The organism is uncultured Agrobacterium sp., from assembly GCF_913777885.1.
Taxonomy (GTDB): Bacteria; Pseudomonadota; Alphaproteobacteria; order Rhizobiales; family Rhizobiaceae; genus Agrobacterium.
In genome coordinates, this window is the sequence record NZ_CAJYTV010000003.1 from 419,199 (window position 1) to 445,678 (window position 26,480).

Consider the following 26,480-nt stretch of genomic DNA (forward strand, 5'->3'; position numbering starts at 1 on the left):
GTGCGGGAGAAAGTGATGACAATGAAGAAGCTTGTAACGGGCATCGCGCTCATTGCCGCTCTCGGTGGATTTACTGCAGCATCGGCAGCAGAGGAAGCCCACGACGATCTGGCCTCGAAGACGACCCATGCAATTGCGGGCGGGCATTTCCCGATCCTCAAACCGCATGAGGAAAAATGGTCTTTCGCCGGCCCTTTCGGTAAATATGACAAGGGCCAGCTCCAGCGTGGCCTGAAGATCTACAAGGAAGTCTGTTCCGCGTGCCACTCGATGAATCTGGTCAGCTTTCGTACGTTGACCGGCCTGGGCTATTCGGAAGATCAGGTGAAGGCCTTCGCGGCGGAATATGAAGTGCAGGACGGTCCGAATGCCGATGGTGAGATGTTCACCCGCAAGGCCGTTCCATCCGACCACTTCCCATCGCCCTATCCAAACAAGGAAGCGGCTGCTGCCTCCAATGGTGGTGCCGCACCACCGGACATGTCTCTGCTTGCCAAGGCACGCGGCGTGGAGCGTGGCTTCCCGCAGTTCATCATCGACATGATCCCTGTTATCGGGGGTTATCAGGAAGGCGGCCCGGATTATATCCACGCCTTGCTGACGGGGTATCAGGAGCCGCCAGCCGGCATCAAGAACCCGGATGGTTCGGACTACAAGGTGCCGGAAGGCACGCACTTCAACCCTTACTTCGCCAGCGCGACGTCGTTGAAGATGGCCCAGCCTATCAGCAACGATCAGGTGACCTATGATGACGGCACGCCACAGACTCTGGAGCAATACTCCAGAGACATCTCCGCATTCTTGATGTGGGCTGCCGAGCCGCATCTGGAAGAGCGCAAGCGCACCGGCTTCATGGTCATCGTGTTCCTGCTCATCTTCACGGCGCTGCTCTATCTCACGAAAAAGGCGGTCTATTCGCGAAAAGAGCACTGATAGCTTTGAGCACCTGCGTTTTACGGCCCCCACGGTCTTCCGTGGGGGTTTTTCTATGCAATAGCGGAAGGGCTCGATGACGTGAATTTTGAACGATGGCTGTCCGTGTCGTGCCGCCCACGTTGAGGCGAGGGGCCGATGAGGCGCTTCCAGCTCTCTGTCGTTCCTTGCTCTCTGAGTTACTCATTCCAAGACGTGTGTGCGCGGCGGTCGCCGGGAGCTAACGTGCGGACTAACACCAGTCCTTTTTCGTTGGTTCACGGACATCAAGTTGATAAGGTGCCGCCAACTTCCAACCCGATACTTCAACTGGACATGCCATGACGACTATCGCCTCGGAGCTTGCTGCCGCCATTCGCTCCATCAACGACTATCCCAAGCCTGGGATCGTGTTCCGTGACATCACGACCCTGCTCGGAAATCCTCGGGCATTTCGCCGTGCCGTCGACGAGCTCGTGCAGCCCTATGCGGGCACCAAGGTTGACAAGATCGCTGGTATTGAAGCCCGTGGCTTCATTCTCGGCGGCGCGATGGCCCATCAGCTTTCCACCGGCTTCGTACCGATCCGTAAAAAAGGAAAGCTGCCGCACACGACGGTTCGCGTGGCCTATAGTCTCGAATATGGCGTCGACGAGATGGAGATGCATGTCGATGCAGTCCAACCGGGTGAGAAGGTCATTCTGGTGGACGATCTGATTGCAACCGGAGGAACGGCGGAAGGTGCTGTCAAGCTGCTGCGCCAGATGGGTGCAGAGATCGTTTCCGCCTGCTTTGTCATAGACCTTCCCGATCTTGGCGGGCGCAAGAAGTTGGAAGACCTCGGCGTTGAAGTCCGCACGCTCGTGGAGTTCGCAGGGCATTAATCATGTCATTGCGCGAACACGCTTGTTGTTTGAAAAAAATCGAGAGGTTGTTCATTCTCTCAATCCGCATGTCGCGCCTGCCAACGTGCTGCGCGACATGATCTGGAGCCGAAAACTTATTCGAATTCCAGCACCTTGCTTTCGAAAGTCACCACCAGTTCTCCACGTTGATTGACGCCTTCATTGAGCGTCGTGTTCAACAACAGGCCGGGACGTGATGCCAGTGGACGGGCGGCTAGGAGTGTGGCGAAATAGGTGATGTCGTCGCCAGCATAGACCGGATGCAGCCATTTGAGCTTGGTGAGGCCGGGCGAGGGGCCAAGTTTCGGTGGCTCGATTCCTTCGCTCGTCAATCGCTTCACTTCCTTCGTCCAGTAGCTGAGGAAGCACTTCATCCATGACGCACTGGTCTGCCAACCGGACGCACACAGGCCCTCGAAAACGGAGTTTTTGGCGCCTTCTTCGCTTAGGTGAAATGGCTGAGGATCGAACTTCTCCGCATAGCGGATGATCGACTCCGCTGAGAAATGGATCGTCCCCAGCTCCAGTTTCTCACCGACAGGGTATAGCTCGATGAACTTCATGGCGTTGCCTCCGTCGATGTCGCCAGCATGGCGTTCAATTCGACGATGCAGACGGTGTCGCCGTGTTGATTTTGCAGTTCGTGGCGAAGTTTGACAACGCCGCGCCCGGGCCTGGACTTCGACACGCGACGCTCAACCACCGTAGATGTACCGCTCAGCGTGTCTCCCGCTAGAACAGGCTTCTTCCATTCGACGAAATCCACGCCCAGTCCCGCCTGGGAGCTTGAATGGCCGATGTAGCTATCCACAGTCATGCGCATCAACATGCCGCATGTGTGCCAACCTGACGCGGCAAGGCCGCCCAGAATGCTGGCCTTGCCAGCCTCTTCGGAGAGATGCATCGGCTGCGGATCGAATTCCAATGCGAATTCAACGATCTCGTCCGCCGTTACCGTCTTTGGTCCAAGCGGAAAACTGCGCCCGGGGGCAAAATCTTCAAAACTGTATTTCACGAGCTTACTCCTCCGTCCCGTGACGTTGAACACAAGCTAACGCCAATATTCCCTTTACGTAAAGGTCAGATTAGCTTCGGCATGATAGAACTGACGAACGAGACCCGCAGGATGCCTCGCTAAGAGTCGAGGCATGATTGTTTCGTTGGACAGGGCCCACATGGGACAGCGAGCAGATTTGCTTTTTGGAGAGACGGTGCAGTGATGTCGGCACCGTCAAAACACTGCTGGCATGCATCTGCCGTACTGAAAACCGGTCAGGTGTTGAAGCGGAAGTGGATGACGTCGCCATCCTGAACGACATATTCCTTGCCTTCATCGCGGCCCTTGCCGGCTTCCTTGGCGCCCACTTCACCCTTGTAGGCGACGTAGTCGTCGTAGCCGATCGTGAAGGCGCGAATGAAGCCACGTTCGAAATCCGTGTGGATGACGCCCGCTGCCTGCGGTGCCTTGGTGCCGCGAACGATGGTCCAGGCGCGGCATTCCTTCGGGCCTACCGTGAAGTAGGTGATCAGATCAAGCAGATGGTACCCGGCGCGGATCAGGCGGTCGAGACCGGCCTCTTCCAGGCCGAGCGCCGACAGGAACTCCTTGGATTCTTCTTCTGGAAGCTGGGCAACTTCAGATTCGATCGCAGCCGAGATGATGACGCATTCGGCACCCTGCGCCTTTGCCATTTCGGCAACAGCTTTGGTGTGCTCGTTTCCATCCACGGCATCGGCTTCCGCCACGTTGCAAACGTAGAGAACCGGATGCGATGTGAGGAGGTTCAGGCCCTTGAGGACTTCGATTTCGTCGGTGGCAAGCGTCTTTAGAAGAAGACGTGCAGGTTTGCCTTCATTGAGGAGCTTGATGACGGCTTCCATGACAGGCAGCTGTGCCAGCGATTCCTTGTCCTTCGAGGTTGCCCGCTTGCGCGTTTGCTCGACGCGGCGCTCGAGGCTCTCCAGGTCGGCCAGCATCAGTTCCGTTTCGATGGTCTCGGCGTCGCCGACCGGATTGATGCGGCCTTCGACGTGGGTGATGTCGTCATCTTCGAAGCAACGCAGCACGTGAACGACAGCGTCCACCTCACGAATATTGGCAAGGAACTTGTTGCCGAGACCTTCACCCTTGGATGCGCCGCGAACCAGACCGGCGATATCGACAAACGAGATGCGTGTCGGGATGATTTCTTTCGAACCGGCAATATCGGCCAGAACGCGCATGCGCGCGTCCGGCACCGCGACTTCACCGGTATTCGGCTCGATGGTGCAGAAGGGATAGTTGGCTGCCTGTGCTGCTGCCGTTTTCGTCAGCGCGTTGAAGAGTGTGGACTTGCCGACATTCGGCAGGCCGACGATACCGCATTTGAAGCCCATGGCTTGAACCTGTCTTTAACTTTTGAAAATTCGATTGCCAGCCTTTTGCGGAAACGGCGGGACAAGGTCAAGCCTTGTTGCCGCAAAGGACGAGAATTCCGCCCTTTGCCTGTTATGCCGCGGGCTGACCAAGGCCAAACCAGCTGGAGATGAGCGCCCACCCGCCATAAACGATGGCGAGCGTTGCAAGCAGCGACACCACCGCCATCAGGAGGCCGCCAAGCAACGCCAGGTCGTCGCGTTGGGCGATTGCCAACGCGATGATCAGAACGGTGATGCCAGGCAGCATATTGCCGAACGGAATGGGCAGAGCGATGATTACGGCCATCAGGAAGATCACGATGCCGAGCAGCGTCTGCCCTGCAAATCTTGCCAGCACATGACCGCGTGGCTTCAGCAGGCGCTCCAGTTTTTCCAATCGGGGCGCTGCTTTTTCCGCCGTCAGTTCGATGATGGAGCGCGAGACAGCGAGACGGCCGAGGATACTCGGCAGCACAAGTCTTCGCGCCCGAAAGATGATCTGCAACGACAGTATGGCAAGCGCTGTCCCGAAAATCATTCCTGCCGGAATGCCCGGGGTCGGTATGATAGCGGGAATGGCAAAGACCAGTAGCACGAAGGCGATCGCCTTGTCGCCCAGGCGGTCAAGCAGATCATCGAGCGACACGCGCTCGGGAAGCCCATGGGGCAGATGCTTGAGGGCTGCTGCCATGCTTTTATGAGGCGCTTCCTTATCCATGGATCGCCGCGTCGTAGAAAATGAGGGTGGATTGGTCGTTATGCGTCATGGCAAAGAAATGGGGACGGCGCTTGTCGTTTCAAGTCACCGCGCGCCGACGTCGAGCCTCTATTGACGCGCTCGAAAGCCTCAATCCTTATTGCCGAACATCCTTTTGAGCATCTCTGCCATAGGCCCGGTTTCCGGCAGCTTTTTCGGCTGCGCATGATTGCGGGCCTGATGGATGTGCGACTGTCCCGCCGGTTTCGCCGTCTTTGCAGGCTTGTCAGCGTCTGACTTGGCGCCTGTTGCAAGCGCAAGCTTGTTCATCAACTGGGAGTCCTCACCCTTCACCAGCATGGCGGCATTATCGACGATCGCGTCTAGCAGCGGCTCGAGCCACGCCTTGTCCGCCTTGGCGAAATCGCCAAGGACATGACCGTGAACACGGTCCTTGTCACCCGGGTGGCCGATGCCGAGGCGCAGGCGCCGATAGTCCTTGCCACAATGGGCATCGAGCGATTTCAGGCCATTATGGCCACCATGGCCGCCGCCGATCTTCACGCGGGCGCGACCGGCGGGCAGGTCAAGCTCATCATGGATAGCAATCACGTCGGAGGGCTTCAGTTTGTAGAAGCGCATCGCTTCGCCAACGGCTTCGCCCGAGAGGTTCATGAATGTCAGCGGTTTCATCAGCAGGATTTTTTCACCCGCGATCTCGCCCTCTGAGATTTCGGCCTTGAACTTTTTCGACCATGGTGTGAACGACGCCAGGCGTTGCAGAGCGTCGACGGCCATGAAGCCGATATTGTGGCGGTTGCCGGCATACTGGCTGCCTGGGTTGCCGAGACCGGCTATGATGATCATGGACGCATTCCGTTTCAGTCAAGTGTTGTCTTCTCACCAACGCGAAACGCAGCCAGTGTCAACTTTTTTGTGCAGGAAACGAAAGCGGCCCGCTTACTCGCTGATGACCAGACCGTACTTCTCATAGATGCGCCGCTGGGTGCCGTCGGAGATCAGATCATCCAGCACTTTCTGCATTCTTTCGATGAGACTGTCCGGCACGCTTTTGTTGCAGGCCATGCCAAGCCTTTGTTTGCTAAAGGTGATGACCTCTGTGAGTTCATGCTGAGGAAGATTTTTAAGGGCGCTTTCAGACATGGGCATCATGTCGATCCGGCCAGCGATCAGTTTTGAAAGCGTGTTGTTGAAGTCCGCGCTGACATCGATGCGCGGAAAATTCATCGAGCGCAGCAGCGCTTCCGTATAGTCGTTTCGCTGGGTTCCGATCGTATAGGCCTTTGCATCCTGCAGTGTCGCGATCTTCAAGACGTGGTCTTTGCGTGCGACCAGAACGTTGCGATCGGTGTGGATAGGCGACACCCATTTGAAGCGGTTTTCACGCTCTGCGGTGCGGGCCGCAGCGAAAACGCAATGCATCGGCGCGGTTTCGGCCAGCTTCATTGCGCGTGCCCAGGGCATGACGGTCGCTTCATATTGCGTGCCGGTTCGCTCCAGAATGATCTTCAGTTGATCCCAGTAGACACCGCTTGGCTGACCGTTTGCATCGCGCACATTGTACGGCGGATAATACTCCGTCGACAGGATCAATTTTTCCGCCTTGGCAGATGTTGCCGCCAGCAGGCAGGCTGACAATCCGGCCCACAGAAGACAAAGTCGTAACATTGCTCCCCCCCTCACGCAGCGTTTATGTCGCGGACCTCAGTCTCTTGCTCATCTCTCCGAACGTCCGGTATTTTTCTGCGAGGACATCTATAGCGCTCGGTCTGGAAAACAGATAGCCCTGACCACAGTCTACGCCAATCTCCTGCAGCATCTTCATCTGCTCTTCGGTTTCCACCCCTTCGGCAATTACCAGGCAGTTCATCTTGTGCGAAATCGCGCTGATACCTTCGACCAGCATGCGGCTCTTCTTGCTGATATCCTGCGCGTCATCGCTGATGGAGCGCGTGAAAGACTGATCGATCTTGACGATGTCGACAGGGAAGCGGTTGAGGTAGCTCAGGGACGAATATCCGGTGCCGAAGTCATCCAGCGCAATGCGGCACCCAAGCTGGCCCAATGCGTTGAGGACTGCGCGGACCTGCGGGTCGTCGTGCATCAGAACCGCTTCGGTGATTTCCAGGACAAGCCTCGTTGGAATAACGCCGTAACGGTGCAGCAAGCCTGCAATACGAGTGGGTAGCCCGGTTTCGAATTGTTGCGCGGAGAAATTGACGGCGACATAGGCGTTTTCGAGTCCTGGAACTTCAGAGAGTTCGGCAAGGTTCCTGATCGACTGTTCAAGAATTATATTGCCGAGACGCTTGATGCTACCATTGTCCTCAGCGGCGCGAATGATCGGGCCGGGTGGAAGAAGACCCTTTTGCGGATGATGAAGCCGCATCAAGGCCTCGAAGCCACATGTCGCGCCTGTCGTCAGGTTGAGGATGGGTTGGAAGTGGGCTACGAGCCAGTTTTCCTCGATGGCTTGCTCGATCTCCCGTTCGATCTCCGCCCGCTGGCGCGTCTCGTTCATGATCGCGGCATCAAAAACCTGCGCACCATTCTTGCCGGCCCGCTTCCTGGTATACATGGCAAGGTCGGAGCGCTGCAAAAGTTCGGAGGCGCTGCTGGCATGCTCGGGATACATGGCGACACCGATGCTGGCACTCAGACGAATGCCTTGGCCGTTGACCATGAAGGGTTCATTGAACATGGCGCCGATCTTGTCGCAAAGCTTCAAGGCGCGCTCTTCTGCGTCGCTACCGGTCAGCAGCAGAGCGAACTCGTCGCCGCCGAGCCTTGAGGCCGAATCCTGGGGATGGAGGACGCTTTTCAAACGCTCGACGAATTGTTTGAGAACACTATCTCCTGCCGCATGGCCGAAATTGTCGTTGATGTTCTTGAAACGATCAAGGTCGATGAAGAGGCAGGCAAGCTCGGTCTCGGTCGCATCGACGGTCAGAATTTTCTGATCCAACATCGCCTCGAAGCCCTGACGGTTCAGCAGTCCGGTGAGATGATCGGAAATCGCCTGCAAGCCGTTGCGCTGTTCTGACTGGCGAAGTTCGGTGACATTCGTCATGACACACAAGATATCCGCGCTGGCCTCTTCGATGCTGGTTTCCAATGTTTTCTCGGAAATCAGCACATCCATCGACCGCCCGTCGGCGCAGATGAAGCGGACAGTGAGTTCGGCGGCGCCGGAATCATCCGCTGGGCCGGAAGCGCGGTTTTGATGGCGTTGGCGAAAGCTTTCGCGATCATCGGGATGGAGAAACGCCTCGAAGCAGCAACCAGACGCTTCCTCACGGCTGTAGCCGGTCGCCTTCACCCAGTAATCGGAGACTGCTGCGATGCGGTTGTTCGGATCGAGTGAGAACAGCATGGCAGGCGTACGGTTGTAAATTTCCGCTGTGCGCCGATGCGCCCGCTTGATTTCGTGTTCCTCGCGGTCAAGCTGAGTTTGCATCTCGTTGAAGCTTTGGGCGAGCCGCCCCATTTCATCGCTTGATTGCCAATCGACATGATGGCGGGAGCCCAGTCGGCGCGTCGCCTCGATCGCAGCCGTAAGGCGCATGAGCGGGCGCATGACCATCATCCGGTTGCCGATGATTGCCGCGGCGAAAACAGCCAATATCGCCAGAACGAAGATCGACAGAAAGGAAAGCGCGATCCCGTTCAAAGACGAGAACAGACTGATATTGTGAAAGAAGACCTTTATGGTGCCGACCTTCGTTTCTCCGTCCAGGTTCTTGTAGAAAATATCCCTGCTCATGGAGGAGATTTTGCCGGTGCGGGGGGTGCTGGATGTCTGGGTGACATCCAACTGGCCGAAGCTATCCTTGACGCGGACCATATAGATTGCCGGATCTGTGATCAGATTTCCGGTGATCTGGTTGATACTGTCGTCGTCCAGGTCCCAGAGTGGACGCCCCAGCGCCTGTGCATTGGCCACGATGAGAATTTCGAGTCGGTCTGCCTGGCTGGATGTCGCCTCGCTATAGGAGAGAGACAACAGAAGCGTAAAAAGCGGTGTGACAATGGCCAGCAAGACGCCGGACACGATTGCTAGAAAGCGCCTTTCCACCGAATGGGTCATCTACCCTCTCTACGACTCCACAGAGCGCCTTTAATCCCGCTTCAAGCTCGGGCGATACATTGCGCCGAGATAGCCGCGACTGCGCGATCACATTCACCTATCTTCCAAGGTTGGTTCCAATAGCGGTTCTAAAGCCAAAGATTTTAGGTATCCTTTCACAGGATGCTTAATCGTTTGTTGAATTCAGCGCGCACGGCTAGGCCTGCAATCGATCTGGCGGTCACGCGCCGCGCGGCAAAGCACGCATAAAAAAACCCCGCATCTTTCGATACGGGGCTCTTTTTCGAAACGACCCGAGAGGTCTTATTCGGACTTGTCTTCGTCTTCCGCAGCGTCTGCGGCTTCTGCTTCATCAGCAGCGGCGTCGTCTTCAACAACGTCGACAACCGGCGGAACGATCGTTGCAACGGTGAAGTCGCGATCGGTGATCGTCGGGGTAACGGCCTTCGGCAGCTTGATCTGCGAGATGTGAACGCTGTCACCGATCTTCAGACCTTCGAGGTCGACGGTGATCGCATCCGGAATCTGGTTCGCAGGAACGTTGGCTTCGATCGTGTGGCGAACGATGTTCAGAACGCCGCCGGTCTTGATCTCGGACTTGTCTTCATTGATGAAGTGAACCGGGATTTCGACAGTGACGTTCGAGTTTGCCGAAACGCGCAGGAAGTCCACGTGCATCGTGAAGTCACGAACCGGGTCCAGCTGGTAGTCCTTCGGCAGAACCTTGTACTTCTTGCCGTCGACGTCGATCGTTGCGATCGTCGTCATGAAGCCGCCGCCGTGGATGCGCTTGGTGATTTCGTTGGTCGAAATCGCGATAGAAATCGGGGCCTGCTTGTCACCATAGATGACAGCGGGAATCAAACCGTTGCGGCGAAGTTCACGAGAGGACCCCTTACCAACTCGTTCGCGCGCCTCGGCCTTGAGCTCATAAGTTTCTTTGCTCATGGCATTTCCTTTTCGAGGTTATATGGAGAGTTCAAACAGGCAAAGCCTGACGAGAACTGGGGCGGCGCCTGCGCCAACCCGACCGCGTTGCCTCCAAGGGTGTCTACACGGATGCGCGCGCTATAGTATAAAGCTGCCACAAAGGCAAGGCCGTGCTCGCGTGCGAACCCATCACGCGCATGTGGCTGCGTCGCCACCGTCCGGTGCTCCCACATGCGACTATTTTACTGTTGAAAGACTGCTTCAACCGGCGCACCATAAGGAACGCTTTGGGAGGAGCCTATGTCGAACGACGCCGCACATGCCACTCATGTCTATGAGAGCGCCAATCATTCATCTGCTGCCGCAAGTTCTCCTATCGTCGCGTCATGGCGGCGGTGCATGACCATGCATCATCTGGCACCGGAGGAAAACCGCAAGCCGATCCTTCTCTCGGAAGCGGAGTTTCGCAAAGCTCGCGACGAGGCATTCGACCTTCTGGCCGAGAGTGCGGATGAGATCGATCGAATCTTTTCGACCGTCGGAAGGGCAGGGTGCTGCCTGCTTCTGACCGATGCCAAGGGTGTGGCGTTGGAACGACGTGGGGCCGCTGGCGATGACGAGGATTTCCGCAAGGCGGGGCTTTGGTCGGGCGCGCTGTGGAGCGAGGCCAGTGTTGGCACCAACGGTATCGGCACAGCGCTTGCCGATGAGCGGCCTGCAGTGGTCTATCGCGACCAGCACTTCTTCAGCTCCAACATCAACCTGTCCTGTACGACAGCACCGATCCGCGATCACCGTGGGCAGGTTACGGGCGCACTCGATATCTCCACCTGTCGCGACGATATCAACGAACTGACTTTTTCGATGGTGACGCAGACCGTGCGCGATGCGGCACAGCGCATCGAGGGCAATCTTTTCCGGCGCGCCTTTCCGGGTGCGCGCATCTTGATGGTGCCTTCCGCCCATTCCGCCATGCTTTCGCTGCTTGCCGTCGATCAGGACGACATCATTCTGGGTGCAACCCGTGCGGCCAGGCTTGCGCTTCGGCTAGACGATGCGCGGATTGCACAAGGGATTGCGGCGTCCGACGCTCTCAAGGAAGAGCGGCATGACAAAGGAAGCGATCTCATGGAGGCCGAGCGCGCCGCACTCCGGCGCGTTCTGGCGCGTACCAACGGCAACGTCACGCAAGCCTCTGAACTGCTCGGCATCAGCCGCGCCACTCTGCACCGAAAGATGAAGAAACTCGCGGTCCACTGAAGCGGGCAAACCGCGCCGGATTGGCGCGGGCGTTGTCGCAGATGTGACACACTGTGCAGTGCGGAACGCGATCTGACCCCTTTGATTTGCCCCATTGTCGGCACAACCTCTCTTCACGCGATCGCACATCGATCGTTGTTCATCAGGGAGGATGAAAACATGAACATCCAAGTTCAGCACAAAGCGGGTGAGACACCGTTCAAACTGAAATACGGCAACTATGTCGGCGGCAAATGGGTGGAGCCGAAGTCCGGGCGCTATATGGACAACATCTCCCCCGTTACCGGCCAGAAGATTTGCGAAGTGCCGCGATCCGATGCCAGCGACATTGAAGCCGCACTCGATGCCGCGCATCAGGCGCGTGCCGCCTGGGGCCGCACCAGCGTGACGGAGCGCTCTAACATTCTCTTGAAGATTGCCCAGCGGATCGAAGACAATCTCGATCTTATCGCCCGGGCGGAAACCTGGGATAACGGCAAGCCGTTGCGCGAGACCACCAATGCCGATATCCCGCTGACCATTGATCACTTCCGTTATTTCGCAGGATGTATCCGCGCCCAGGAAGGCTCGATCGGCCAGATCGACAACGACACGGTCGCCTATCATTTTCATGAGCCGCTTGGCGTTGTCGGCCAGATCATTCCATGGAACTTCCCAATCCTGATGGCGGCCTGGAAGCTTGCGCCAGCGCTTGCCGCCGGCAACTGCGTGGTGCTGAAGCCTGCAGAGCAGACGCCCGCCTCGATCCTGCTCGTCATGGAATTGATCGAAGACCTGCTGCCGGCGGGCGTGGTCAATATCGTCAACGGCCTTGGCACGGAAGCCGGCAAGCCGCTGGCGCAGAGCAACCGCATCGCCAAGATCGCCTTCACTGGCTCGACGTCTGTCGGCAAGGAGATCATGCGTTATGCGGCAGACAACGTCACCAACATCACGCTGGAACTTGGCGGCAAGTCGCCGAACGTATTCTTTGCCGATGTGATGAATGAGGATGACGCCTTCCTCGACAAGGCGCTCGAAGGCTTTGCCATGTTCGCGCTGAACCAGGGCGAGGTCTGCACATGCCCATCCCGCGCGCTTGTGCATGAATCGATCTATGACCGCTTCATGGAAAAGGCGCTGAAGCGCGTACAAGCAATCAGCCAGGACGATCCGCTGAACGCTTCCACCATGATCGGCGCGCAGGCGTCTCAGGAACAGTTCGACAAGATCATGGGCTACCTGGAAATCGGCAAGAAGGAAGGCGCGAAAGTGTTGACCGGCGGCGACAAGAAATCGCTCTCCGGCAATCTCAAGGACGGCTTCTACATTCAGCCGACCATTTTTGAAGGCAATAACAAGATGCGGGTCTTCCAGGAGGAAATCTTCGGTCCCGTCGTTTCCGTCACCACCTTCAAGACAGTGGAAGAAGCCATCGAAATCGCCAACGACACCGTTTATGGTCTTGGTGCCGGTGTCTGGAGCCGCGATACCAACCTTGCCTACCGCGCAGGTCGCGGTATCGAAGCTGGACGCGTTTGGACGAATTGCTACCACGCCTATCCGGCAGGGGCGGCTTTCGGTGGCTACAAGCAGTCGGGCATCGGTCGCGAAACCCACAAGATGATGCTCGATCATTATCAGCAGACCAAGAACCTGCTTGTGTCCTACAGCCCCAACAAGCTTGGCTTCTTCTGACAATATTGGACCTCGGCGCCGCAGGCAGTCTGCCGGTGGCGAGGTCCACTGAGGTTCAGGCAAAGCTTCGGGCGAGCGCAGATGCGGTTTGTATCGAAGCGGTCTGAATTGACGTAATGGTGTCATCAAACAGGCGCATATCCTCCTCGTTATTTTTGCGTGGATCGATATGCGCCATTTATTTTTTTATCTTTTTCACGTCGCTCGCACCGCCCATGGGTGCCGCTCATGAGCGGGATTGCCGGAGAATTTCGTGGCGGTGAACGCTTCGGCAGGCTGGAGACGGAAAGTTCGCGCTGGATCGCGATTTGTCTCCTTTCAGTCCTCGGCATCACAGTGTTTCGCATTGTCTGTCTCGCCTTCAACAGGACAGATCTCTTCGTCGACGAGGCGCAGTACTGGCTGTGGAGCCGGGAAATGGCTTTTGGAGCTTACTCCAAGCCTCCCTTGATCGGCTGGGTCATTCGTCTCACCACCTGGATCTCTGGCGGGGAGGGGACGTTCGAGGTTCGTCTTGCGGCGCCCATCCTGCATGCGCTGACGGCTGCTGCAATGCTCCATCTCGGACGCATGCTCTATGATGTGCGGATCGGGGCTATGGCTGCGATCGTCTATATCACGCTGCCCGGCGTGTCGCTGTCCAGTCTCTTGATTTCCACCGACACGCCGATGTTGCTCTTCATCGTGCTATCGATGATCCTGTGGCGCAGGCTTGCCACGGAGAAAGACTATGCGGGGTCTTATGCTCTTTTTCTGGCCGTGGGACTGGGGCTGACGGTCGGGCTCGGCTTCCTGTCCAAATATGCCATCGCGTTTCTGTTCCCGTTCGTCCCGCTTGCCGCCTATCTGGACAAGGGCTGGCGGATACGGTGGTCGCATGCCTTGCTGGTAGGGCTTGTTGCCTTGGTCGTCGTTTCGCCAAATCTTTGGTGGAACTACGCGCATGACTTCGCGACCGCCCGTCACACGGTATCGATCGCGCATTGGAATGCCGCAAGCCTCAATTTCGGCTCGGCGCTTGGCTTCTTCGGTGCTCAAGCCGGTGTCGTCGGACCCTTCGTCTTCATCGCAATGCTGATGGCCTTGGGTGACATGAGACATCCGACAACGCGTTCGCTTTCTGCATTGAGTATTCCGCTTCTCCTGTTGATGACGGCGCAAGCTTTGATCTCGCGCGCGCTCGCCAACTGGGCGGTCGGGGCTTATGCGGCAGGTATTTTGCTGGCGACACCGTGGCTTGCGGCAAGACCGCGTTGGATGCGGGCATCGCTCATTTTGAACACCACTGTTGCTGTCATCCTGCCCGTTCTCACCATCTTCGGTACCGAGTTGCGACTCCCCAATGGCGATCTTGCCTTGAAGCGCTATCTGGGGCGCTCAGCTGTGGTTTCGACAGCCGTTGCCGACGCGGAAAAAATGCACGCCAATATTCTTGTCGCCGCCGACCGCTCCTTTCTGGCGGAAATGTTCTATGAGTTGAGAGACGATCGGCGCATCGCGCCACGCGCCTGGAACGAGGCGCCGCAGCTGCCTTCCAGCCATTATGCGCTGCTTTATCCGTTGCAACCTAGCGAGGGGGCGAACGCACTTCTGCTGTCACGCGCCGATTCTTTGCCGTCCTGCATCAAGGATGAGAAGCCCCAGAGCCATTGGGTGGCTTCGCCCGGCTTCATGGAAAGAGCCATCGTCGGCCTCTGGAGAATACCGTCTTCATGTTTTGAAGGGACAAATCATGGATCATGATATCGTTCATATGCGGCTCACCATCTGGCTTACTGTCGTGACGCTGCTCGCTGTCATAATCTTTGCAGTCTTCCCCTTTATCGATCTTGAGGTCTCGGCGTTCTTTTTCAATGGACAACGGGGTGATTGGATGGGCCTTGGCCCAGACTTCAGTTTCTGGAGAGATGTGCTGCGTCATGGTGGAGAAATCTTCGCTGTCGTCGCCTTTCTCATTTTTCTCGGTAATGTCCTGATCGGTTCGAAGCAGCAGACCGGGTGGAGGGTCTGGGCCTTCATCTGGGGAAACACGCTTGTGTGCGCAGGATTGCTGGTGAACGGCGTCCTGAAGACCTGGCTAGGGCGTGCTAGGCCCGATGGTGTCGCAGAGTTCGGCGGCTTCCAGGCATTTACGCCAGCCTTCCAGCTCAGCAATCAGTGCTTCAAGAACTGTTCTTTTTCGTCTGGAGAGACCGCGCTGATCGCAAGCGTCCTTCTTCCGGTCTGTGTGTTGCTGTGGCCGCATCTGTCGCGAAGAGGCAAATTCGCCTGTGGCGTCGTAGCCGCGTTTTTAATGATTGTGACGGCTACAATGCGCATGGCGGCGGGACGGCATTTTTTGAGCGACACGACAATGTCGATCCTTTTTGCCGCGCTGACCACGCTTATCCTCTACCGACTTCTGGCAATTGGACAGTGCAGATCCGTGTTCGCTGCCGGTCCGGTTTCGTCGGACGTCCGGGTTATTCTTCGCCGATCGAGCGTTCGCTGTCTTCAGTTGCTGAGAGCGACCCTGCGCAAAGTGGTGGAGGTAGGGAGAGCCCTTTCGGCGCGGAGCGCGAAGGAGAGGGCAGGGTTCATCTCTAGACGGACACAGATTGCCGCGGAGTAATCATAGGCGCGTTGCGAATTCCAGATGCTGATGACACGGCTGCGTCTTGGAGCAGGCCGTGATCTTTCAGATTCGCTCGTGCGCTTTAGTCGAAGAGACCAGAAACGGACTGTTCCAGAGCCGTGCGGTTGATCGCTTCGCCAAGCAGTGTCGCTGTGGTGATGACACGGATATTATGCGCGGACTGGACTGCGGTGGTGGGCTGGATGCTGTCGGTGATGACGAGTTCACGCAGCTTGGATGAGGAAACACGCGCGACGGCACCGCCAGAAAGGACGCCGTGGGTGATATAGGCGGTAACGCTGGTTGCGCCGTTCTTGAGAAGCGCTTCGGCGGCGTTGCAGAGCGTTCCACCGGAATCGACAATGTCGTCGATCAGGATGCAGTCCTTACCCGAAACGTCGCCGATAACGTTCATGACCTCGGATTCGCCCGGGCGATCACGGCGTTTGTCGACGATGGCGAGCAGACAGTCGAGACGCTTGGCAAGCGCACGGGCGCGGACCACGCCGCCGACGTCCGGTGAAACCACCATGACGTTATTGGTGTCGTAATGTTCCTTGACATCGCGTGCGAGAATAGGTGCCGCGAAGAGATTGTCCGTCGGGATATCGAAGAAGCCCTGGATCTGACCGGCGTGAAGATCAAGCGTTAGAACGCGATCGGCGCCGGCTTCGGTAATCAGATTGGAAACGAGCTTGGCCGAGATTGGTGTTCTTGGGCCAGCCTTGCGGTCTTGGCGGGCGTAGCCGAAATAGGGGAGAACGGCGGTGATGCGCTTTGCCGAAGAACGACGCATGGCGTCGATCATGATCAGCAGTTCCATCAGGTGGTCATTAGCCGGAAAGGATGTGGATTGGACGACGAATACATCTTCACCACGGACATTTTCACTGATTTCTACGAAAATTTCCTGGTCCGCAAACCGTTTTACTGTGGCATTTCCCAGGGGAACATTGAGATACTTGCAGATCGCTTCGGCCAGATGCCGGTTCGAATTGCCTGCGAAAACCTTCATGGGTGCCGCCTGTTTTCCATGCCATCGCTTGAGCCCGGACGTTTTAGTCTGTTCCGCGGCCAGTGCGTCGTTCAACGGGAAGGAATACCCGGCCCAAAAGGGCGCCGGACATGCCGTTTTGCCATGGGCGCCTTAATAGCGCTGTTGCCCGTGAATGCAATAGCCGGAACTGCGTTACCCATGATTTTCGTGAAAACTTTATGACTCACGTGTTTCGCAGACCTTATTCAATCGATTGGATCGGCAGCTGGACTTTTCCCATCGTATCGATTGTATTTATCCACGCGCTGTCTGTCGCCATGCCTGGTAATCGTCCAGCGTTCTGGCTGCAATCTTTTGCATGACGCTATCGGTGACTGCCGACCATGGATCGCCGCCTCGTGATGCCACCGTTTCCTGGCCTTGGAGGCGATGGAGGCGTGCGCCATTGGCATCGAGAATGTCCCAGACATAGACAATGGTGACCTTGCCGCCATCCGCAAAAGCGGAGAGGTAGCCCTTTAGGATGTTGTTTGCCGACGTGTCGGCGGAGGGCAGGATCGTCAGGCCTTTGGAACGTGCCTCCGCGCCCAGCTGCCGAGAAAGCGGCGTGACAGCCTGTACCGGTGCCCCAATGATCGGCAGGAAGCGGATGCTGCCGGAACCGGAAGGCGCGAGCGCGGCCGTCTGCTGCCGGGGCTCTGCCGGCACCGGCTGTCCTGGCTGGCGCGCAACGGGTTGGCCATACTGAACGCCGCCGCTCATTGCCTGAGCTTGCGCCTGCAAGGTGTTTTGCGGCGCGTAGGCCGGCACCTGTGGAGCGACGCCGGAGCCGGTGCGATCGGCTGCTGCTGCCATCTGGTCGAGATCGCCCTGGGTGACCGGGGTGGATGGCGTTTGACTATGTCCGACATTGACCTGCGGCGTCAGCGCATCGCTGGTGTTGCATGCGCAAAGAGCTACGGCGAGACCTGGAATCGCGAGCAGCGCACCAAGCCTGTTCATATCCTACATCTCTTCATCATCATTACGCCCTCCCCAGGACCCTTGTGATTTAAGTGGCGTTTGACCACGGAGTCAAATCAGGCGGTCAACATGTCGAGCCCGTGGCGTGACAATGACTGGGGTGCGCCTTCCGTGGTCACATAGGTCTGGCCGAGCGTCATGGCGATGCCCGCGTCGCTGTCCATGATGATCATGTGGACGAAGAGCGTCATGTTCGGCAGGATTTCCTGCGTGTTGCCGGCGTAGAACATCTGATGCTCCATCCAGGAGGGAGAGAAGCGTGCGCCAAGGGAGTAACCGCAGGCATTCAGGCGATGGCGGGTCAGGCCGCGCTCGTCCATGATTTTCGCGTGAACGTCGAAGACATCGCCAAATGTGTTGCCGGGGCGAAGCACGTCTTCGATGGCGCGAATGTTTTCCGCGCAGGCATTGTAGAGCTCTTTATGACGGAACTCCGGTTCGCCGATCACCACGGTTCGCATCATCGCGGCGTGATAGTGGGCGCTCGCGCCTGCCCATTCGAGCGTGATCTGGTCCTTGGTATCGAGCTTGCGACGTCCGGACTTGTAGCGGCACAACAGCGCGTCCGGGCCGGAGCCGATGATGAACTCATTGGCGGGATAATCGCCACCGCCGGAAAACACAGCACCTTGCATGGCGGCGAGAATATCGGCCTCATCCGCGCCCGGCTTGATCAGGGCGATTGCGGCATCGAGTGCGTCATCGGCAAGCTCACCGGCGCGCTTTGCATAGGCAATCTCGGCGGGGCTTTTGACGAGGCGAAGCGTGCTGACAAGATAGGAGGCATCGACGATCTGGCAGAAGCTTGCAAGCTGGTTATCCAAAAGGCGCGAAACTCGACCGGTCATCCCATGGGTGTCGAACTCGATGCCGACGCGGCAGCCGAGCAGATCCATTTCGCTCATGAGGTTCTTCAGATCGAGCGTCGGATCGGCATTCAGGCGATCCACCCAGATGTAGATGTTTTCGATATTGGACGTGTGGCGTGCCTGGCGCAAATCGGCCGAACGGGTCAGCAGCGCCACGGAGCCGTCCGCCTTGACGATCAGCGTTTGGAAGAAGCAGTAGCCGAAGGTGTCGTAGCCGGTCAGCCAGTACATGCTTTCCTGAGCAAAGAGCAGTACGGCATCCAGCTTTTCCTCGGCCATCTTCTCGATCAGCCGGGCACGACGCGCCTCGAATTCGGCGGGTTCGAAGTGTAGAGCCATCTTAAGTCTCCAAAATTGCTATTGCTGAGATCTGCCGCCCGTAATCCGGTTCGGACAGATGCGTGGTTCTGCGAAAGGAAAAGAAGCGCTTGTCGTCCGGATAGGTGCAGAGATGGAGGTTTTCGGCCTGCACTCCCGCCTTGGTCAGGCGATCCATCGTAAGCTGCTTCAGATCGAAATGGGCATGACCATTGTTTTGCGATGGCGCAAGGTATCGCTCATAGGCGGCGTCGAGCGTCTTGAGGTCTTGGACGCGCTCCGGTCCGACCTCGTAATTTTCCTGCGCAATCGAAGGGCCGAGGGCGGCGGTAATGTTTTCGCGGCGAGCGCCTAGGGCGATCATGCTGTCGATTGTGTTTTCCAGTACGCCATGGACTGCCCCCTTCCAGCCTGCATGGGCTGCGCCGACGACGCCGGCCTGGCTATCGGCAAAGAGAATCGGACCGCAATCTGCGCTCAATACGCCAAGGATGATGCCGGGCGTTGCCGTCACCATGGCATCGGCTTGCGGTCTTGCGCCGTCATAGGTTTTGTCGATGACGACCACATTGGGCGAGTGAATCTGGTGGACGGTTGCGAGTCGCTCGACAGGAAAGCCGAACCACTGCGCCACGCGACGACGGTTTTCCAAAACCGCCTCGCGATCGTCTTGCGAACCGAGGCCGACGTTCAGTCCGCGGTAGATGCCTGTCGATACACCGCCTTCACGGGTGAAGAAACCATGGCGTATGCCGTTTCTGGATGCGGCCTGAAGCAGGTCGCTTTGAACGGGAAGCGGCAGCGTGTCGTCCTGCATGGGGTGTTCAATCCTTTGCGGTGTCGCCGATTTTTTGAGGGATGATTCTGAGCGAGTGTTTCCGATGAGCGCATCTCAAACGATGCCGTCCGGCAGATTTGTTTCTGCTTCGAATGAGGACAATGGTGGCCCAAGCCACCTGTCTCTGTCAATCCAGTGGACGAAAGGGGAGCAGATGGACAGCTGGGCTCGACACGGCCAGTACCTTGAAGAGCTCTCCCATCTTGCCAGCGCCTTCGCCTGCCAGACGGTTGATGGCTTCCGCGATATCCAGCGTCTGGTCGGGCGTTGCCGCCGCCGCCAAAGCCTGGCCCCGCTCTCGTAGCCCAAGCCCGTAGAGAAAGTCGCCCTGGTGCAGACAGCCATTGATATGAACGCCGCTGGCGGTGGCCGTCTTCGTCAGGCTTTCGAAATCCACATGGCTTGTGAGGTCGGCTTCGCCAGGATTGGCCAGAACGGGATCGTATTCATGCATTCTCAGTGCCTGCATTGTGTCGCCATAGCCAGACACCATATGGCCATAGTCGATGATCAGCGCCGTGCCGCCGTGGAGTTTCAGCCTCTCGCACAGCGCCGCCATGACTGCTTCCCTGGCAGGGGAATATTCGAAGATGGTGCCAAGCGCCTGCCTTTCCGGCTGTGGCGGCAGGAGATCTGGATCGATGCTGGCGATGCCGGCGGTGAAGATGAGCTCGTCATCCTCGCTGAGGCTCACGACGCGTTCTCTGAAGCCTTGGGGCGTCTTGACGAATTGACGGATGGGAATCGCATCGAAAAGCTCGTTGGCGGCAATCAGCAGGAAGCCCGGAGGCACATCGTCAAAACTTTCGTGCCAATTGATCTTTCGCCCATGCGTGGCAAGCGTCTTCTGCTGCGTCTCGGTGAGACGCGGGCTGGTTTCGATCAGATGCACGCTCATGGCGTCGTATAAAGGCGTGGCAATGCGCTGGATGACACGCAGCATGTCCGCCATCATCGAGCCGCGACCGGGGCCGATTTCGACAAGCCTGACATTGGCAGGCAGGCCGTGGCGCTGCCAGGCATGGACCATGAAGACGCCGAGCATTTCGCCAAAAAGCTGGCTGACTTCCGGCGCGGTAACGAAATCGCCGGTGCGGCCGAAGGGTTGGCGCGTCTTGTAATAGCCATGCTCGGGATCTGCGAGGCAGAGCGAGAAATAATCGGTGACGCTCAAGGGGCCGTTGAGGCGAATGAGAGACTTGATTCGACGGGCAAGGGGCGTTGGCATGGCACTTATCCGTTCTGCCGGGCGCTGGCAGCGTAACGCGCACGAAGGGTGGCCCAGACGCCAAGCGCGAACATGGGCGCGGAGAGAACCATTCCCATGGTCAACCAGTTCCCCGCGAGATACCCGATTTGCGCGTCGGGTTCTCGGAAAAACTCCACGAAGATTCGTGACAGGGCGTAGCCCGCAACGAAGGTGCCGGTCACGGTGCCGGGCGCCTTCAGCGCTCTGAACGCCCAGATCATGACCGAGAGTACAAGCAGAAGCACGATGCCTTCCAGTCCCGCTTCGTAAAGCTGGCTTGGATGACGGGCAAAGGGCCCACCTGTCGGGAACACGACGGCCCACGGAACATCCGTCAGGCGGCCCCACAATTCGCCGTTGATAAAATTTGCGATGCGCCCGAAGAACAGGCCGACGGGTGCCACGGCCGCGATGATGTCGAACATGCTCCAGACCGGAATGCCGTTTTTACGGGCAAAGAGGATCATTGCGATCGTCGTGCCCAGGAGGCCACCATGGAAGGACATGCCGCCATTCCAGATCTCTAAGGCGCGCACCGGGTTCGCCATGACGGCTGGGAGGTCGTAAAAGAGCACATAGCCGATACGTCCGCCCAGCACGATGCCGGCTGCGGCCCAGATGATGAAGTCATCCAGGTGAACCGGTGTCACTGGAGACTTGTCGCCCGGCCACAGGCGGTCCGTCATGCTCAGCTTTCGGGCATATGACCAGCCGAGCAGAATGCCCATGACATAGGCTATGCCATACCAGTGAATCGATATCGGGCCTATGGAGAAGGCGATCGGATCGATGTTGGGAAACGGCATGATCGACAGCGGCGCAAGTGGTGAAAACAAATTGCGTATTCCGTTCTCTGGTTGTCATCGAAAACGCCAGCGTTTTCAGAAGGCAGGCTGCATGATCGTCAGCTTTCCCGCCGGGCGAAAATGGCGATTGAAAGAGAAGCGGTCAAGGCGATTCTTTGACGCTTTTATGACTGTCAAAAGTAAGGTTACCGCGCCTGACGATCCCGTTTTTGCTTGCAACGGACCGAGTGAGTGCCTACCTGAAATGTCAGAACCGGATCGAGCATCAAGTCTCTCCGGATGAAGACGAGGATAGCGCGCCATGAGCACAACCGGAACGAACCGCATTTTCGATGAATTCGCGAAGCTGATGACCGATGCCGCAGGTGCGGCTCAGGGCGTCCGCAAGGAAGTGGAGCAGGCCTTCCACGCGCAGGCGGATCGCTGGCTGAACAGCCTCGATGTCGTCAAGCGCGAAGAGTTCGATGCCGTTCGCGAGATGGCGATCAAGGCGCGTGATGAGAACGACGCGCTGCGCGCCAGGATAGAGGCTCTGGAAGCCAAGCTCTCGGGGAATGCCTCCTGATAGTGATGCAGCCGTTTTAAATTGGTCGATTTTGTTCAAGGCCGCGCTCTCAAAAGGAGCGCGGCCTTTCATTTTGTCCGCTTCGAAGCAGGCACCCTCGCGAGTGCGGATTCGTACCCAAAGAGCAAGCATTTTCATCAGCATTTTTTTGCCCTCTGTGGACACTTGCAAAAAACGCAATTGGCAGAGTCGGTTATGACTCCCGCCTGACATTCCGCCACAAGAGATATCCACGGTTGTCCCCGGAAAATGGACTGGCGGGGGGTGGCGACGGGACTCGCTCGTTATAGACTGATTTTAAATGATGATTCGAAACGAACTCGGTAAGCTCCAGACAGGTTCACTGCGTTAATCTGGCGGCGTCGGGCAATCGTCCTAAACTGATGTACCGGCATTTGTATGTGCGTTTTTGTGCTTTCGCGTGCGAAACAAAACATTCATTTCCGGCTGAAAAGGTGCCGTATGAGCCTAATAGAATTCGAAGTTGAACGTTTCTCCAATCCGGTCGATATGATCGAGTTTGTGGCGGCCGCCAACGATTGGTCTTTCGAGCGCTCGGGCGAGGACGAAATTGCGATGACGGTGGAAGGCCGTTGGGCCGACTATCACGTTTCGTTTTCCTGGATGGAGCAGTTCGAGGCGCTGCATCTGGCCTGCGCTTTCGACATCAGGGTCCCCGATCATCGCGTCAACGAAGTGATCCGGCTGCTGTCGCATGTCAACGGTCAGACGCTGATGGGCCATTTCGATCTATGGCGTCAGGAAGACGTGATCATCTTCCGCCAGTCGCTGCTTCTGGCGGGCGGCGCCGAGCCAACCAATCAGCAGGTCGAAGTTCTGCTGTCGAGCGCGCTCGAAGCCTGCGAACAGTATTATCAGGCGTTCCAATTCGTCGTCTGGTCCGGCATGGAAGCCAAGGCCGCCATGGATGCGGCCCTCTTCGAGACGGTAGGCGAGGCCTGATACACATGCTGTCATTCGGTTCTGGTCCGCTCGTTCTCGTTGGCGCCGGCAATATGGGCGGCGCCATGCTTTCCGGCTGGTTGAAGAAAGGTGTATCCGGTTCATCGATCATCGTCGTCGATCCGCGCCCTTCGGATGCCATGTCCTCAAAGCTCGCGGAGGCTGGCGCGCGCCATTGCGAAAGCGCTCCCGAAGGCGTGACTGCCGGCATCCTGTTTCTGGCGGTCAAACCGCAGTTGATGGATACGGTGCTGCCTTCGTTGAAACCGCTTGTCGGCCAAGAGACGATTGTCGTTTCCGTCGCTGCCGGCAAGACGTTATCCTATATCCAAAGCCATCTGGGTCAGGCTGCTTGCGTTCGCGCCATGCCCAACACACCCGCCATGGTGGGACGTGGGGTTACCGGCGCCTACGCCAATGAACGCGTTTCCGCCGACCAGCGTCAGGCCGTGGAAGAGCTTCTCAAGGTCAGCGGTCCGGTGGAATGGGTTCCGACCGAGGGCGATATCGATGCCGTCACTGCCGTATCCGGCAGCGGACCCGCTTATGTTTTCTATCTCGTGGAATGCATGGCGGAGGCAGGTCGCAAAGCCGGTCTGCAGGCGGACCTCGCCATGCGTCTCGCGCGAGAAACCGTCGCGGGGGCTGGAGAACTTCTCTACCAGTCCCCCGACGATGCGTCCAAACTGCGCCAGAATGTGACGTCTCCGGGTGGTACGACGGCGGCTGCACTCTCGGTATTGATGGCGCAGGATGGTATGCAGCCCTTGTTCGACAAGGCGATCGCGGCGGCGAAGACGCGCGCGCAGGAACTGGCAAACTGAGGACGCACGAGAATGAGCGCTGAAATCAGCTATGCGGATTTTGAAAAGGTCGACATTCGCGTCGGTACCATCATCGAGACGGAAGCCTTTCCCGAAGCGCGCAAGCCTGCTTTTAAACTGAAGATCGATTTTGGTCCGGAAATCGGCATCAAGAAATCATCGGCGCAGATCACCGTCCATTATACGCTGGAGAGCCTGATCGGCAGACAGGTGCTTGCCGTCGTCAACTTTCCGCCGCGCCAGATCGGGCCTTTCCGCTCCGAAGTCCTGACGCTCGGTTTTGCCGATGGCAATGGCGATATCGTTCTGGCGGCTGTGGAGCAGGGCGTCCCCAACGGCGAGAAGATGTGCTGACCGATTTCAGCCTTTAGTACAGCATTTACAACTCAGGCCGGGATTTTCACAATCACCCGCAAGCCCCCGAGGGGGCTGTCGTCCAGCGTCACATCGCCACCATGGCTTCTGACAATGTCTCGGACAATCGATAGGCCGAGACCGGTCCCGGAGGCGTTCAGGTTACGCGCCTCGTCCAGGCGGAAGAAGGGCTTGAAGACATCCTCGCGTGATTCCAGCGGAACGCCCGGTCCATCGTCATCAAAGACGAGGCTGATGGAGCGCGGTGCGCGTCGCAGCTCGATGGAGAGTGTCGAGGCATAGCGTTGCGCATTGGCGGCAAGATTGCCGACCACGCGGGAGAAGGCCGTAGGGCGGACGGTAATCTGCGAAACCCCATTGAGCTCAAACCGCATCGTCTTGTCGACCATCTCGAAATCGCTTTGCAGTTTTCTCAGAAGCGGTTCGAGTTCCAGCGCTCCAACGTCTTCCTCCGCGTCGTCACGAGCAAAGGCTAGATAGGCTTCCAGCATCGACTGCATGTCGTCGACGTCCTTATCCAGCCCTTCAAGATCGGGATTGTCTCCAGCGAGCGCCAGTTGAAGCTTGAAGCGGGTAAGGATAGTGCGCAGGTCGTGGCTCACGCCATTCAGCATGGCCGTACGTTGTTCCATTTGTCGTTCGATCCGCTCGCGCATGAGGATGAAGGCAAGACCGGCGCGCCTGACTTCATCGGCGCCTTTGGGCGAATATGCCGTGATCTTCTGTCCGCGGCCGAAACTTTCGGCGGCTTTGGCAAGCGCCAGGATCGGCCTGATCTGGCCGCGCAGGAAAAGGATCGAGATGCCGAGCAGAACGAGAGACGCGCCGACCATCCAAACGAGGAAGATATGCGTGTTGGAAGCGTAGGTCTGATTTCGCCGTGTGAAGATGCGCAGCGTCTTGTCGTTCAATTGAATCCGGATTTCGACCAGCGATCCGTTGCCATAAGTGTCGATCCAGAAGGGCCTGCCGATCTGTGCGGTGATCTGGTCTGCCAGAATGGAATCGAGAATAGAGAAGAAGGGTTGCGGGCGCGCGGGCGGCAGTTCGGTTTTCTGTTCGATATAGACGCTGAGATCGAGCTTCTCGCGTGCGATGTTGATGACGCGCTGATAATCGTCCTGCTCAGGATCTGTCTCGATCAGTTCGATGATTGCGGCGATATCGCGCGTGACGGCGGCGGACAGGCGCTCTGTCACCAACTGCCAGTGCCGCTCCATGAAGACGGCTGCAACCACGGCCTGCAATAGAACCATCGGCAAAATGATGATCAGCAGCGAGCGGGTGTAAAGCCCGGTGGGAAGCCAGTGCCGCAGCCATCGCACGAAGAAGCGCCACCCTCGGGCAGGGGCGCTGTTGCGGGCCAAACTCATAAAATCGAGGCTTGCCATAGATTACCTGTCCATCCGGCTCTGATCCGGACACGCCAGAAAAGCGTGCCTTCAATCCACGCTCAGACGGTAGCCGATGCCGCGTACCGTCTGCAAATAGACGGGATTGGCGGGGTCGTCTTCGATCTTGCGCCGCAGGCGGTTGATCTGAACGTCGATGGTGCGCTCGCCGACATCGGCATCGGCATCCACGAGTTCGTGCCGTGGGATGGTGTCACCGGCGCGCAGCGCAAACAGCATCATGATATCCATTTCGCGATCCGTCAGGCGGATGATCTCTGCGCCGCGCCGAAGTTCCTTCTTGTGGAGCGAGAAATTGAAGGGCCCGAAAATGATCTGGTCGATTTTTGGCGTATCCGGCGAGGTATTGCGGCGCAGGATATTGTTGATGCGCAGCACAAGTTCGCGTGGATCGAAGGGTTTGGCAAGGTAGTCGTCAGCACCGGCTTCGAGGCCAGCGATTCTCGAATCCGCCTCGGAGCGTGCCGTGAGAAGAATGACCGGCACGGTCTTGTTTTCATTGAGAGACTTTGTGAGCGACAAGCCGTTTTCTCCGGGCATCATCACGTCGAGGATCAGGAGATCGAACTGGATGCCCTGCATCTTGCGCCGCGCTTCCGCCGCGTCTGCAGCGGCGGTGATACGGTAACCCTTGTCGCTGAGGAAGCGCTGGAGAAGATCGCGGATACGCGCGTCGTCATCCACGATGAGGATATGAGAAGCGTCGTCATCCGCTGGCGTTCTGGTGGCGGCTGTGGCCAT

The 26,480-nt window shown here is 57.7% G+C and carries 26 protein-coding genes; 10 read left to right on the forward strand and 16 right to left on the reverse strand.

The genetic code is table 11. The features are described from left to right. The first annotated feature begins 21 nt into the window (after window positions 1-21). Both QZ869_RS02985 and QZ869_RS02990 read left to right on the forward strand, forming a co-directional pair. Window positions 22-933, forward strand: coding sequence for a cytochrome c1 (locus tag QZ869_RS02985; RefSeq protein ID WP_296078659.1), 912 nt, complete (start codon window positions 22-24; stop codon window positions 931-933). Between the two features lie 320 nt (window positions 934-1,253). Then, window positions 1,254-1,796, forward strand: a complete 543-nt coding sequence (locus QZ869_RS02990; RefSeq protein ID WP_296014557.1) for an adenine phosphoribosyltransferase — start codon at window positions 1,254-1,256, stop codon at window positions 1,794-1,796. A 116-nt stretch (window positions 1,797-1,912) separates the two neighbouring features. Here QZ869_RS02990 and QZ869_RS02995 read toward each other — a convergent pair whose 3' ends face one another. From QZ869_RS02995 to QZ869_RS03030, 8 genes are all read right to left on the reverse strand, one after another. Further along, window positions 1,913-2,380: a MaoC family dehydratase gene (locus tag QZ869_RS02995; RefSeq protein WP_296014561.1), complete on the reverse strand. Its 468-nt coding sequence runs from the start codon at window positions 2,378-2,380 to the stop codon at window positions 1,913-1,915. Then, complete coding sequence (locus QZ869_RS03000; RefSeq protein ID WP_296014564.1) at window positions 2,377-2,832, reverse strand: MaoC family dehydratase; 456 nt, start codon at window positions 2,830-2,832, stop codon at window positions 2,377-2,379. Before QZ869_RS03000 ends, QZ869_RS02995 begins: the two co-directional genes overlap by 4 nt. 257 nt (window positions 2,833-3,089) lie before the next feature. Further along, a complete protein-coding gene (ychF, locus tag QZ869_RS03005) occupies window positions 3,090-4,193 on the reverse strand; it encodes a redox-regulated ATPase YchF (protein ID WP_296014570.1) in 1,104 nt (367 codons plus the stop codon). Window positions 4,194-4,305: 112 nt separating this feature from the next. Then, window positions 4,306-4,905 carry an exopolysaccharide biosynthesis protein gene (locus QZ869_RS03010; RefSeq protein WP_296040389.1) on the reverse strand — a complete coding sequence of 200 codons (600 nt, stop codon included), beginning with the start codon at window positions 4,903-4,905 and terminating at the stop codon, window positions 4,306-4,308. Window positions 4,906-5,061: 156 nt separating this feature from the next. Beyond that, window positions 5,062-5,778, reverse strand: a complete 717-nt coding sequence (pth, locus tag QZ869_RS03015) for an aminoacyl-tRNA hydrolase (RefSeq protein WP_296102400.1) — start codon at window positions 5,776-5,778, stop codon at window positions 5,062-5,064. Window positions 5,779-5,871: 93 nt separating this feature from the next. Next, window positions 5,872-6,600, reverse strand: coding sequence for an ABC transporter substrate-binding protein (locus QZ869_RS03020; RefSeq protein WP_296085760.1), 729 nt, complete (start codon window positions 6,598-6,600; stop codon window positions 5,872-5,874). Between the two features lie 22 nt (window positions 6,601-6,622). Further along, a complete protein-coding gene (locus QZ869_RS03025; protein ID WP_296102401.1) occupies window positions 6,623-9,019 on the reverse strand; it encodes a bifunctional diguanylate cyclase/phosphodiesterase in 2,397 nt (798 codons plus the stop codon). A 303-nt stretch (window positions 9,020-9,322) separates the two neighbouring features. Continuing rightward, entirely contained in the window at window positions 9,323-9,967 is a 645-nt protein-coding gene (locus tag QZ869_RS03030) for a 50S ribosomal protein L25/general stress protein Ctc (protein WP_296014585.1), read from the reverse strand. A 282-nt stretch (window positions 9,968-10,249) separates the two neighbouring features. Here QZ869_RS03030 and QZ869_RS03035 point away from each other — a divergent pair, with 282 nt between their 5' ends. The 4 genes from QZ869_RS03035 (at window position 10,250) to QZ869_RS03050 (ending at window position 15,497) form a co-directional block, all read left to right on the forward strand. Next, a complete protein-coding gene (locus tag QZ869_RS03035; protein ID WP_296040378.1) occupies window positions 10,250-11,209 on the forward strand; it encodes a helix-turn-helix domain-containing protein in 960 nt (319 codons plus the stop codon). 159 nt (window positions 11,210-11,368) lie between these two features. Continuing rightward, entirely contained in the window at window positions 11,369-12,886 is a 1,518-nt protein-coding gene (locus QZ869_RS03040; RefSeq protein WP_296078653.1) for an aldehyde dehydrogenase family protein, read from the forward strand. A gap of 228 nt (window positions 12,887-13,114) precedes the next feature. Continuing rightward, on the forward strand, window positions 13,115-14,629 hold the full coding sequence (locus QZ869_RS03045; RefSeq protein ID WP_296102404.1) for a glycosyltransferase family 39 protein: 1,515 nt from the start codon (window positions 13,115-13,117) through the stop codon (window positions 14,627-14,629). Continuing rightward, window positions 14,619-15,497: a phosphatase PAP2 family protein gene (locus QZ869_RS03050; protein ID WP_296102405.1), complete on the forward strand. Its 879-nt coding sequence runs from the start codon at window positions 14,619-14,621 to the stop codon at window positions 15,495-15,497. Before QZ869_RS03045 ends, QZ869_RS03050 begins: the two co-directional genes overlap by 11 nt. An 85-nt stretch (window positions 15,498-15,582) precedes the next feature. Here QZ869_RS03050 and QZ869_RS03055 read toward each other — a convergent pair whose 3' ends face one another. The 6 genes from QZ869_RS03055 to lgt form a co-directional block, all read right to left on the reverse strand. Continuing rightward, window positions 15,583-16,515: a ribose-phosphate pyrophosphokinase gene (locus QZ869_RS03055; RefSeq protein ID WP_296014596.1), complete on the reverse strand. Its 933-nt coding sequence runs from the start codon at window positions 16,513-16,515 to the stop codon at window positions 15,583-15,585. 276 nt (window positions 16,516-16,791) lie between these two features. Next, window positions 16,792-17,499, reverse strand: coding sequence for a hypothetical protein (locus QZ869_RS03060; RefSeq protein WP_296102406.1), 708 nt, complete (start codon window positions 17,497-17,499; stop codon window positions 16,792-16,794). 77 nt (window positions 17,500-17,576) lie between these two features. Beyond that, on the reverse strand, window positions 17,577-18,728 hold the full coding sequence (locus QZ869_RS03065) for a Xaa-Pro peptidase family protein (protein WP_296014599.1): 1,152 nt from the start codon (window positions 18,726-18,728) through the stop codon (window positions 17,577-17,579). Window position 18,729: 1 nt separating this feature from the next. Further along, window positions 18,730-19,524 (reverse strand): peptidoglycan editing factor PgeF, encoded by a 795-nt coding sequence (pgeF, locus tag QZ869_RS03070; RefSeq protein ID WP_296014600.1) that lies wholly within the window; start codon window positions 19,522-19,524, stop codon window positions 18,730-18,732. Between the two features lie 148 nt (window positions 19,525-19,672). Next, window positions 19,673-20,773 (reverse strand): class I SAM-dependent methyltransferase, encoded by a 1,101-nt coding sequence (locus QZ869_RS03075; RefSeq protein WP_296102408.1) that lies wholly within the window; start codon window positions 20,771-20,773, stop codon window positions 19,673-19,675. A gap of 5 nt (window positions 20,774-20,778) precedes the next feature. After that, window positions 20,779-21,600: a prolipoprotein diacylglyceryl transferase gene (gene lgt / locus QZ869_RS03080; RefSeq protein WP_296102564.1), complete on the reverse strand. Its 822-nt coding sequence runs from the start codon at window positions 21,598-21,600 to the stop codon at window positions 20,779-20,781. A 301-nt stretch (window positions 21,601-21,901) separates the two neighbouring features. Here lgt and QZ869_RS03085 point away from each other — a divergent pair, with 301 nt between their 5' ends. The 4 genes from QZ869_RS03085 (at window position 21,902) to QZ869_RS03100 (ending at window position 24,306) form a co-directional block, all read left to right on the forward strand. Beyond that, window positions 21,902-22,165 carry an accessory factor UbiK family protein gene (locus QZ869_RS03085; protein ID WP_062426406.1) on the forward strand — a complete coding sequence of 88 codons (264 nt, stop codon included), beginning with the start codon at window positions 21,902-21,904 and terminating at the stop codon, window positions 22,163-22,165. Between the two features lie 462 nt (window positions 22,166-22,627). After that, the gene (locus tag QZ869_RS03090; protein ID WP_296014603.1) at window positions 22,628-23,128 is read left to right on the forward strand and encodes a YbjN domain-containing protein; all 501 of its coding nucleotides are present in this window, start codon (window positions 22,628-22,630) and stop codon (window positions 23,126-23,128) included. A gap of 5 nt (window positions 23,129-23,133) precedes the next feature. Then, window positions 23,134-23,952 (forward strand): pyrroline-5-carboxylate reductase, encoded by an 819-nt coding sequence (proC, locus tag QZ869_RS03095; protein ID WP_296014604.1) that lies wholly within the window; start codon window positions 23,134-23,136, stop codon window positions 23,950-23,952. Window positions 23,953-23,964: 12 nt separating this feature from the next. Beyond that, window positions 23,965-24,306 carry a tRNA-binding protein gene (locus QZ869_RS03100; protein ID WP_296014606.1) on the forward strand — a complete coding sequence of 114 codons (342 nt, stop codon included), beginning with the start codon at window positions 23,965-23,967 and terminating at the stop codon, window positions 24,304-24,306. 32 nt (window positions 24,307-24,338) lie between these two features. Here the strand turns inward: QZ869_RS03100 and QZ869_RS03105 are convergent, their stop codons facing one another. Together QZ869_RS03105 and QZ869_RS03110 are read right to left on the reverse strand one after the other, a co-directional pair. Then, complete coding sequence (locus QZ869_RS03105; protein WP_296102410.1) at window positions 24,339-25,718, reverse strand: ATP-binding protein; 1,380 nt, start codon at window positions 25,716-25,718, stop codon at window positions 24,339-24,341. A gap of 51 nt (window positions 25,719-25,769) precedes the next feature. Further along, the gene (locus QZ869_RS03110) at window positions 25,770-26,480 is read right to left on the reverse strand and encodes a response regulator (RefSeq protein ID WP_296014745.1); all 711 of its coding nucleotides are present in this window, start codon (window positions 26,478-26,480) and stop codon (window positions 25,770-25,772) included.

Coding starts and splice junctions, on each gene's coding strand:
- QZ869_RS02985 (WP_296078659.1), top strand. CDS start 22: ATGAAGAAGCTTGTAACGGGCATCGCGCTCATTGCCGCTCTCGGTGGA.
- QZ869_RS02990 (WP_296014557.1), top strand. CDS start 1,254: ATGACGACTATCGCCTCGGAGCTTGCTGCCGCCATTCGCTCCATCAAC.
- QZ869_RS02995 (WP_296014561.1), bottom strand. CDS start 2,380: ATGAAGTTCATCGAGCTATACCCTGTCGGTGAGAAACTGGAGCTGGGG.
- ychF (WP_296014570.1), bottom strand. CDS start 4,193: ATGGGCTTCAAATGCGGTATCGTCGGCCTGCCGAATGTCGGCAAGTCC.
- QZ869_RS03010 (WP_296040389.1), bottom strand. CDS start 4,905: ATGGCAGCAGCCCTCAAGCATCTGCCCCATGGGCTTCCCGAGCGCGTG.
- pth (WP_296102400.1), bottom strand. CDS start 5,778: ATGATCATCATAGCCGGTCTCGGCAACCCAGGCAGCCAGTATGCCGGC.
- QZ869_RS03020 (WP_296085760.1), bottom strand. CDS start 6,600: ATGTTACGACTTTGTCTTCTGTGGGCCGGATTGTCAGCCTGCCTGCTG.
- QZ869_RS03025 (WP_296102401.1), bottom strand. CDS start 9,019: ATGACCCATTCGGTGGAAAGGCGCTTTCTAGCAATCGTGTCCGGCGTC.
- QZ869_RS03030 (WP_296014585.1), bottom strand. CDS start 9,967: ATGAGCAAAGAAACTTATGAGCTCAAGGCCGAGGCGCGCGAACGAGTT.
- QZ869_RS03035 (WP_296040378.1), top strand. CDS start 10,250: ATGTCGAACGACGCCGCACATGCCACTCATGTCTATGAGAGCGCCAAT.
- QZ869_RS03040 (WP_296078653.1), top strand. CDS start 11,369: ATGAACATCCAAGTTCAGCACAAAGCGGGTGAGACACCGTTCAAACTG.
- QZ869_RS03045 (WP_296102404.1), top strand. CDS start 13,115: ATGAGCGGGATTGCCGGAGAATTTCGTGGCGGTGAACGCTTCGGCAGG.
- QZ869_RS03050 (WP_296102405.1), top strand. CDS start 14,619: ATGGATCATGATATCGTTCATATGCGGCTCACCATCTGGCTTACTGTC.
- QZ869_RS03055 (WP_296014596.1), bottom strand. CDS start 16,515: ATGAAGGTTTTCGCAGGCAATTCGAACCGGCATCTGGCCGAAGCGATC.
- QZ869_RS03060 (WP_296102406.1), bottom strand. CDS start 17,499: ATGAACAGGCTTGGTGCGCTGCTCGCGATTCCAGGTCTCGCCGTAGCT.
- QZ869_RS03065 (WP_296014599.1), bottom strand. CDS start 18,728: ATGGCTCTACACTTCGAACCCGCCGAATTCGAGGCGCGTCGTGCCCGG.
- pgeF (WP_296014600.1), bottom strand. CDS start 19,524: ATGCAGGACGACACGCTGCCGCTTCCCGTTCAAAGCGACCTGCTTCAG.
- QZ869_RS03075 (WP_296102408.1), bottom strand. CDS start 20,773: ATGCCAACGCCCCTTGCCCGTCGAATCAAGTCTCTCATTCGCCTCAAC.
- lgt (WP_296102564.1), bottom strand. CDS start 21,600: ATGCCGTTTCCCAACATCGATCCGATCGCCTTCTCCATAGGCCCGATA.
- QZ869_RS03085 (WP_062426406.1), top strand. CDS start 21,902: ATGAGCACAACCGGAACGAACCGCATTTTCGATGAATTCGCGAAGCTG.
- QZ869_RS03090 (WP_296014603.1), top strand. CDS start 22,628: ATGAGCCTAATAGAATTCGAAGTTGAACGTTTCTCCAATCCGGTCGAT.
- proC (WP_296014604.1), top strand. CDS start 23,134: ATGCTGTCATTCGGTTCTGGTCCGCTCGTTCTCGTTGGCGCCGGCAAT.
- QZ869_RS03100 (WP_296014606.1), top strand. CDS start 23,965: ATGAGCGCTGAAATCAGCTATGCGGATTTTGAAAAGGTCGACATTCGC.
- QZ869_RS03105 (WP_296102410.1), bottom strand. CDS start 25,718: ATGGCAAGCCTCGATTTTATGAGTTTGGCCCGCAACAGCGCCCCTGCC.
- QZ869_RS03110 (WP_296014745.1), bottom strand. CDS start 26,480: ATGGCCACAGCCGCCACCAGAACGCCAGCGGATGACGACGCTTCTCAT.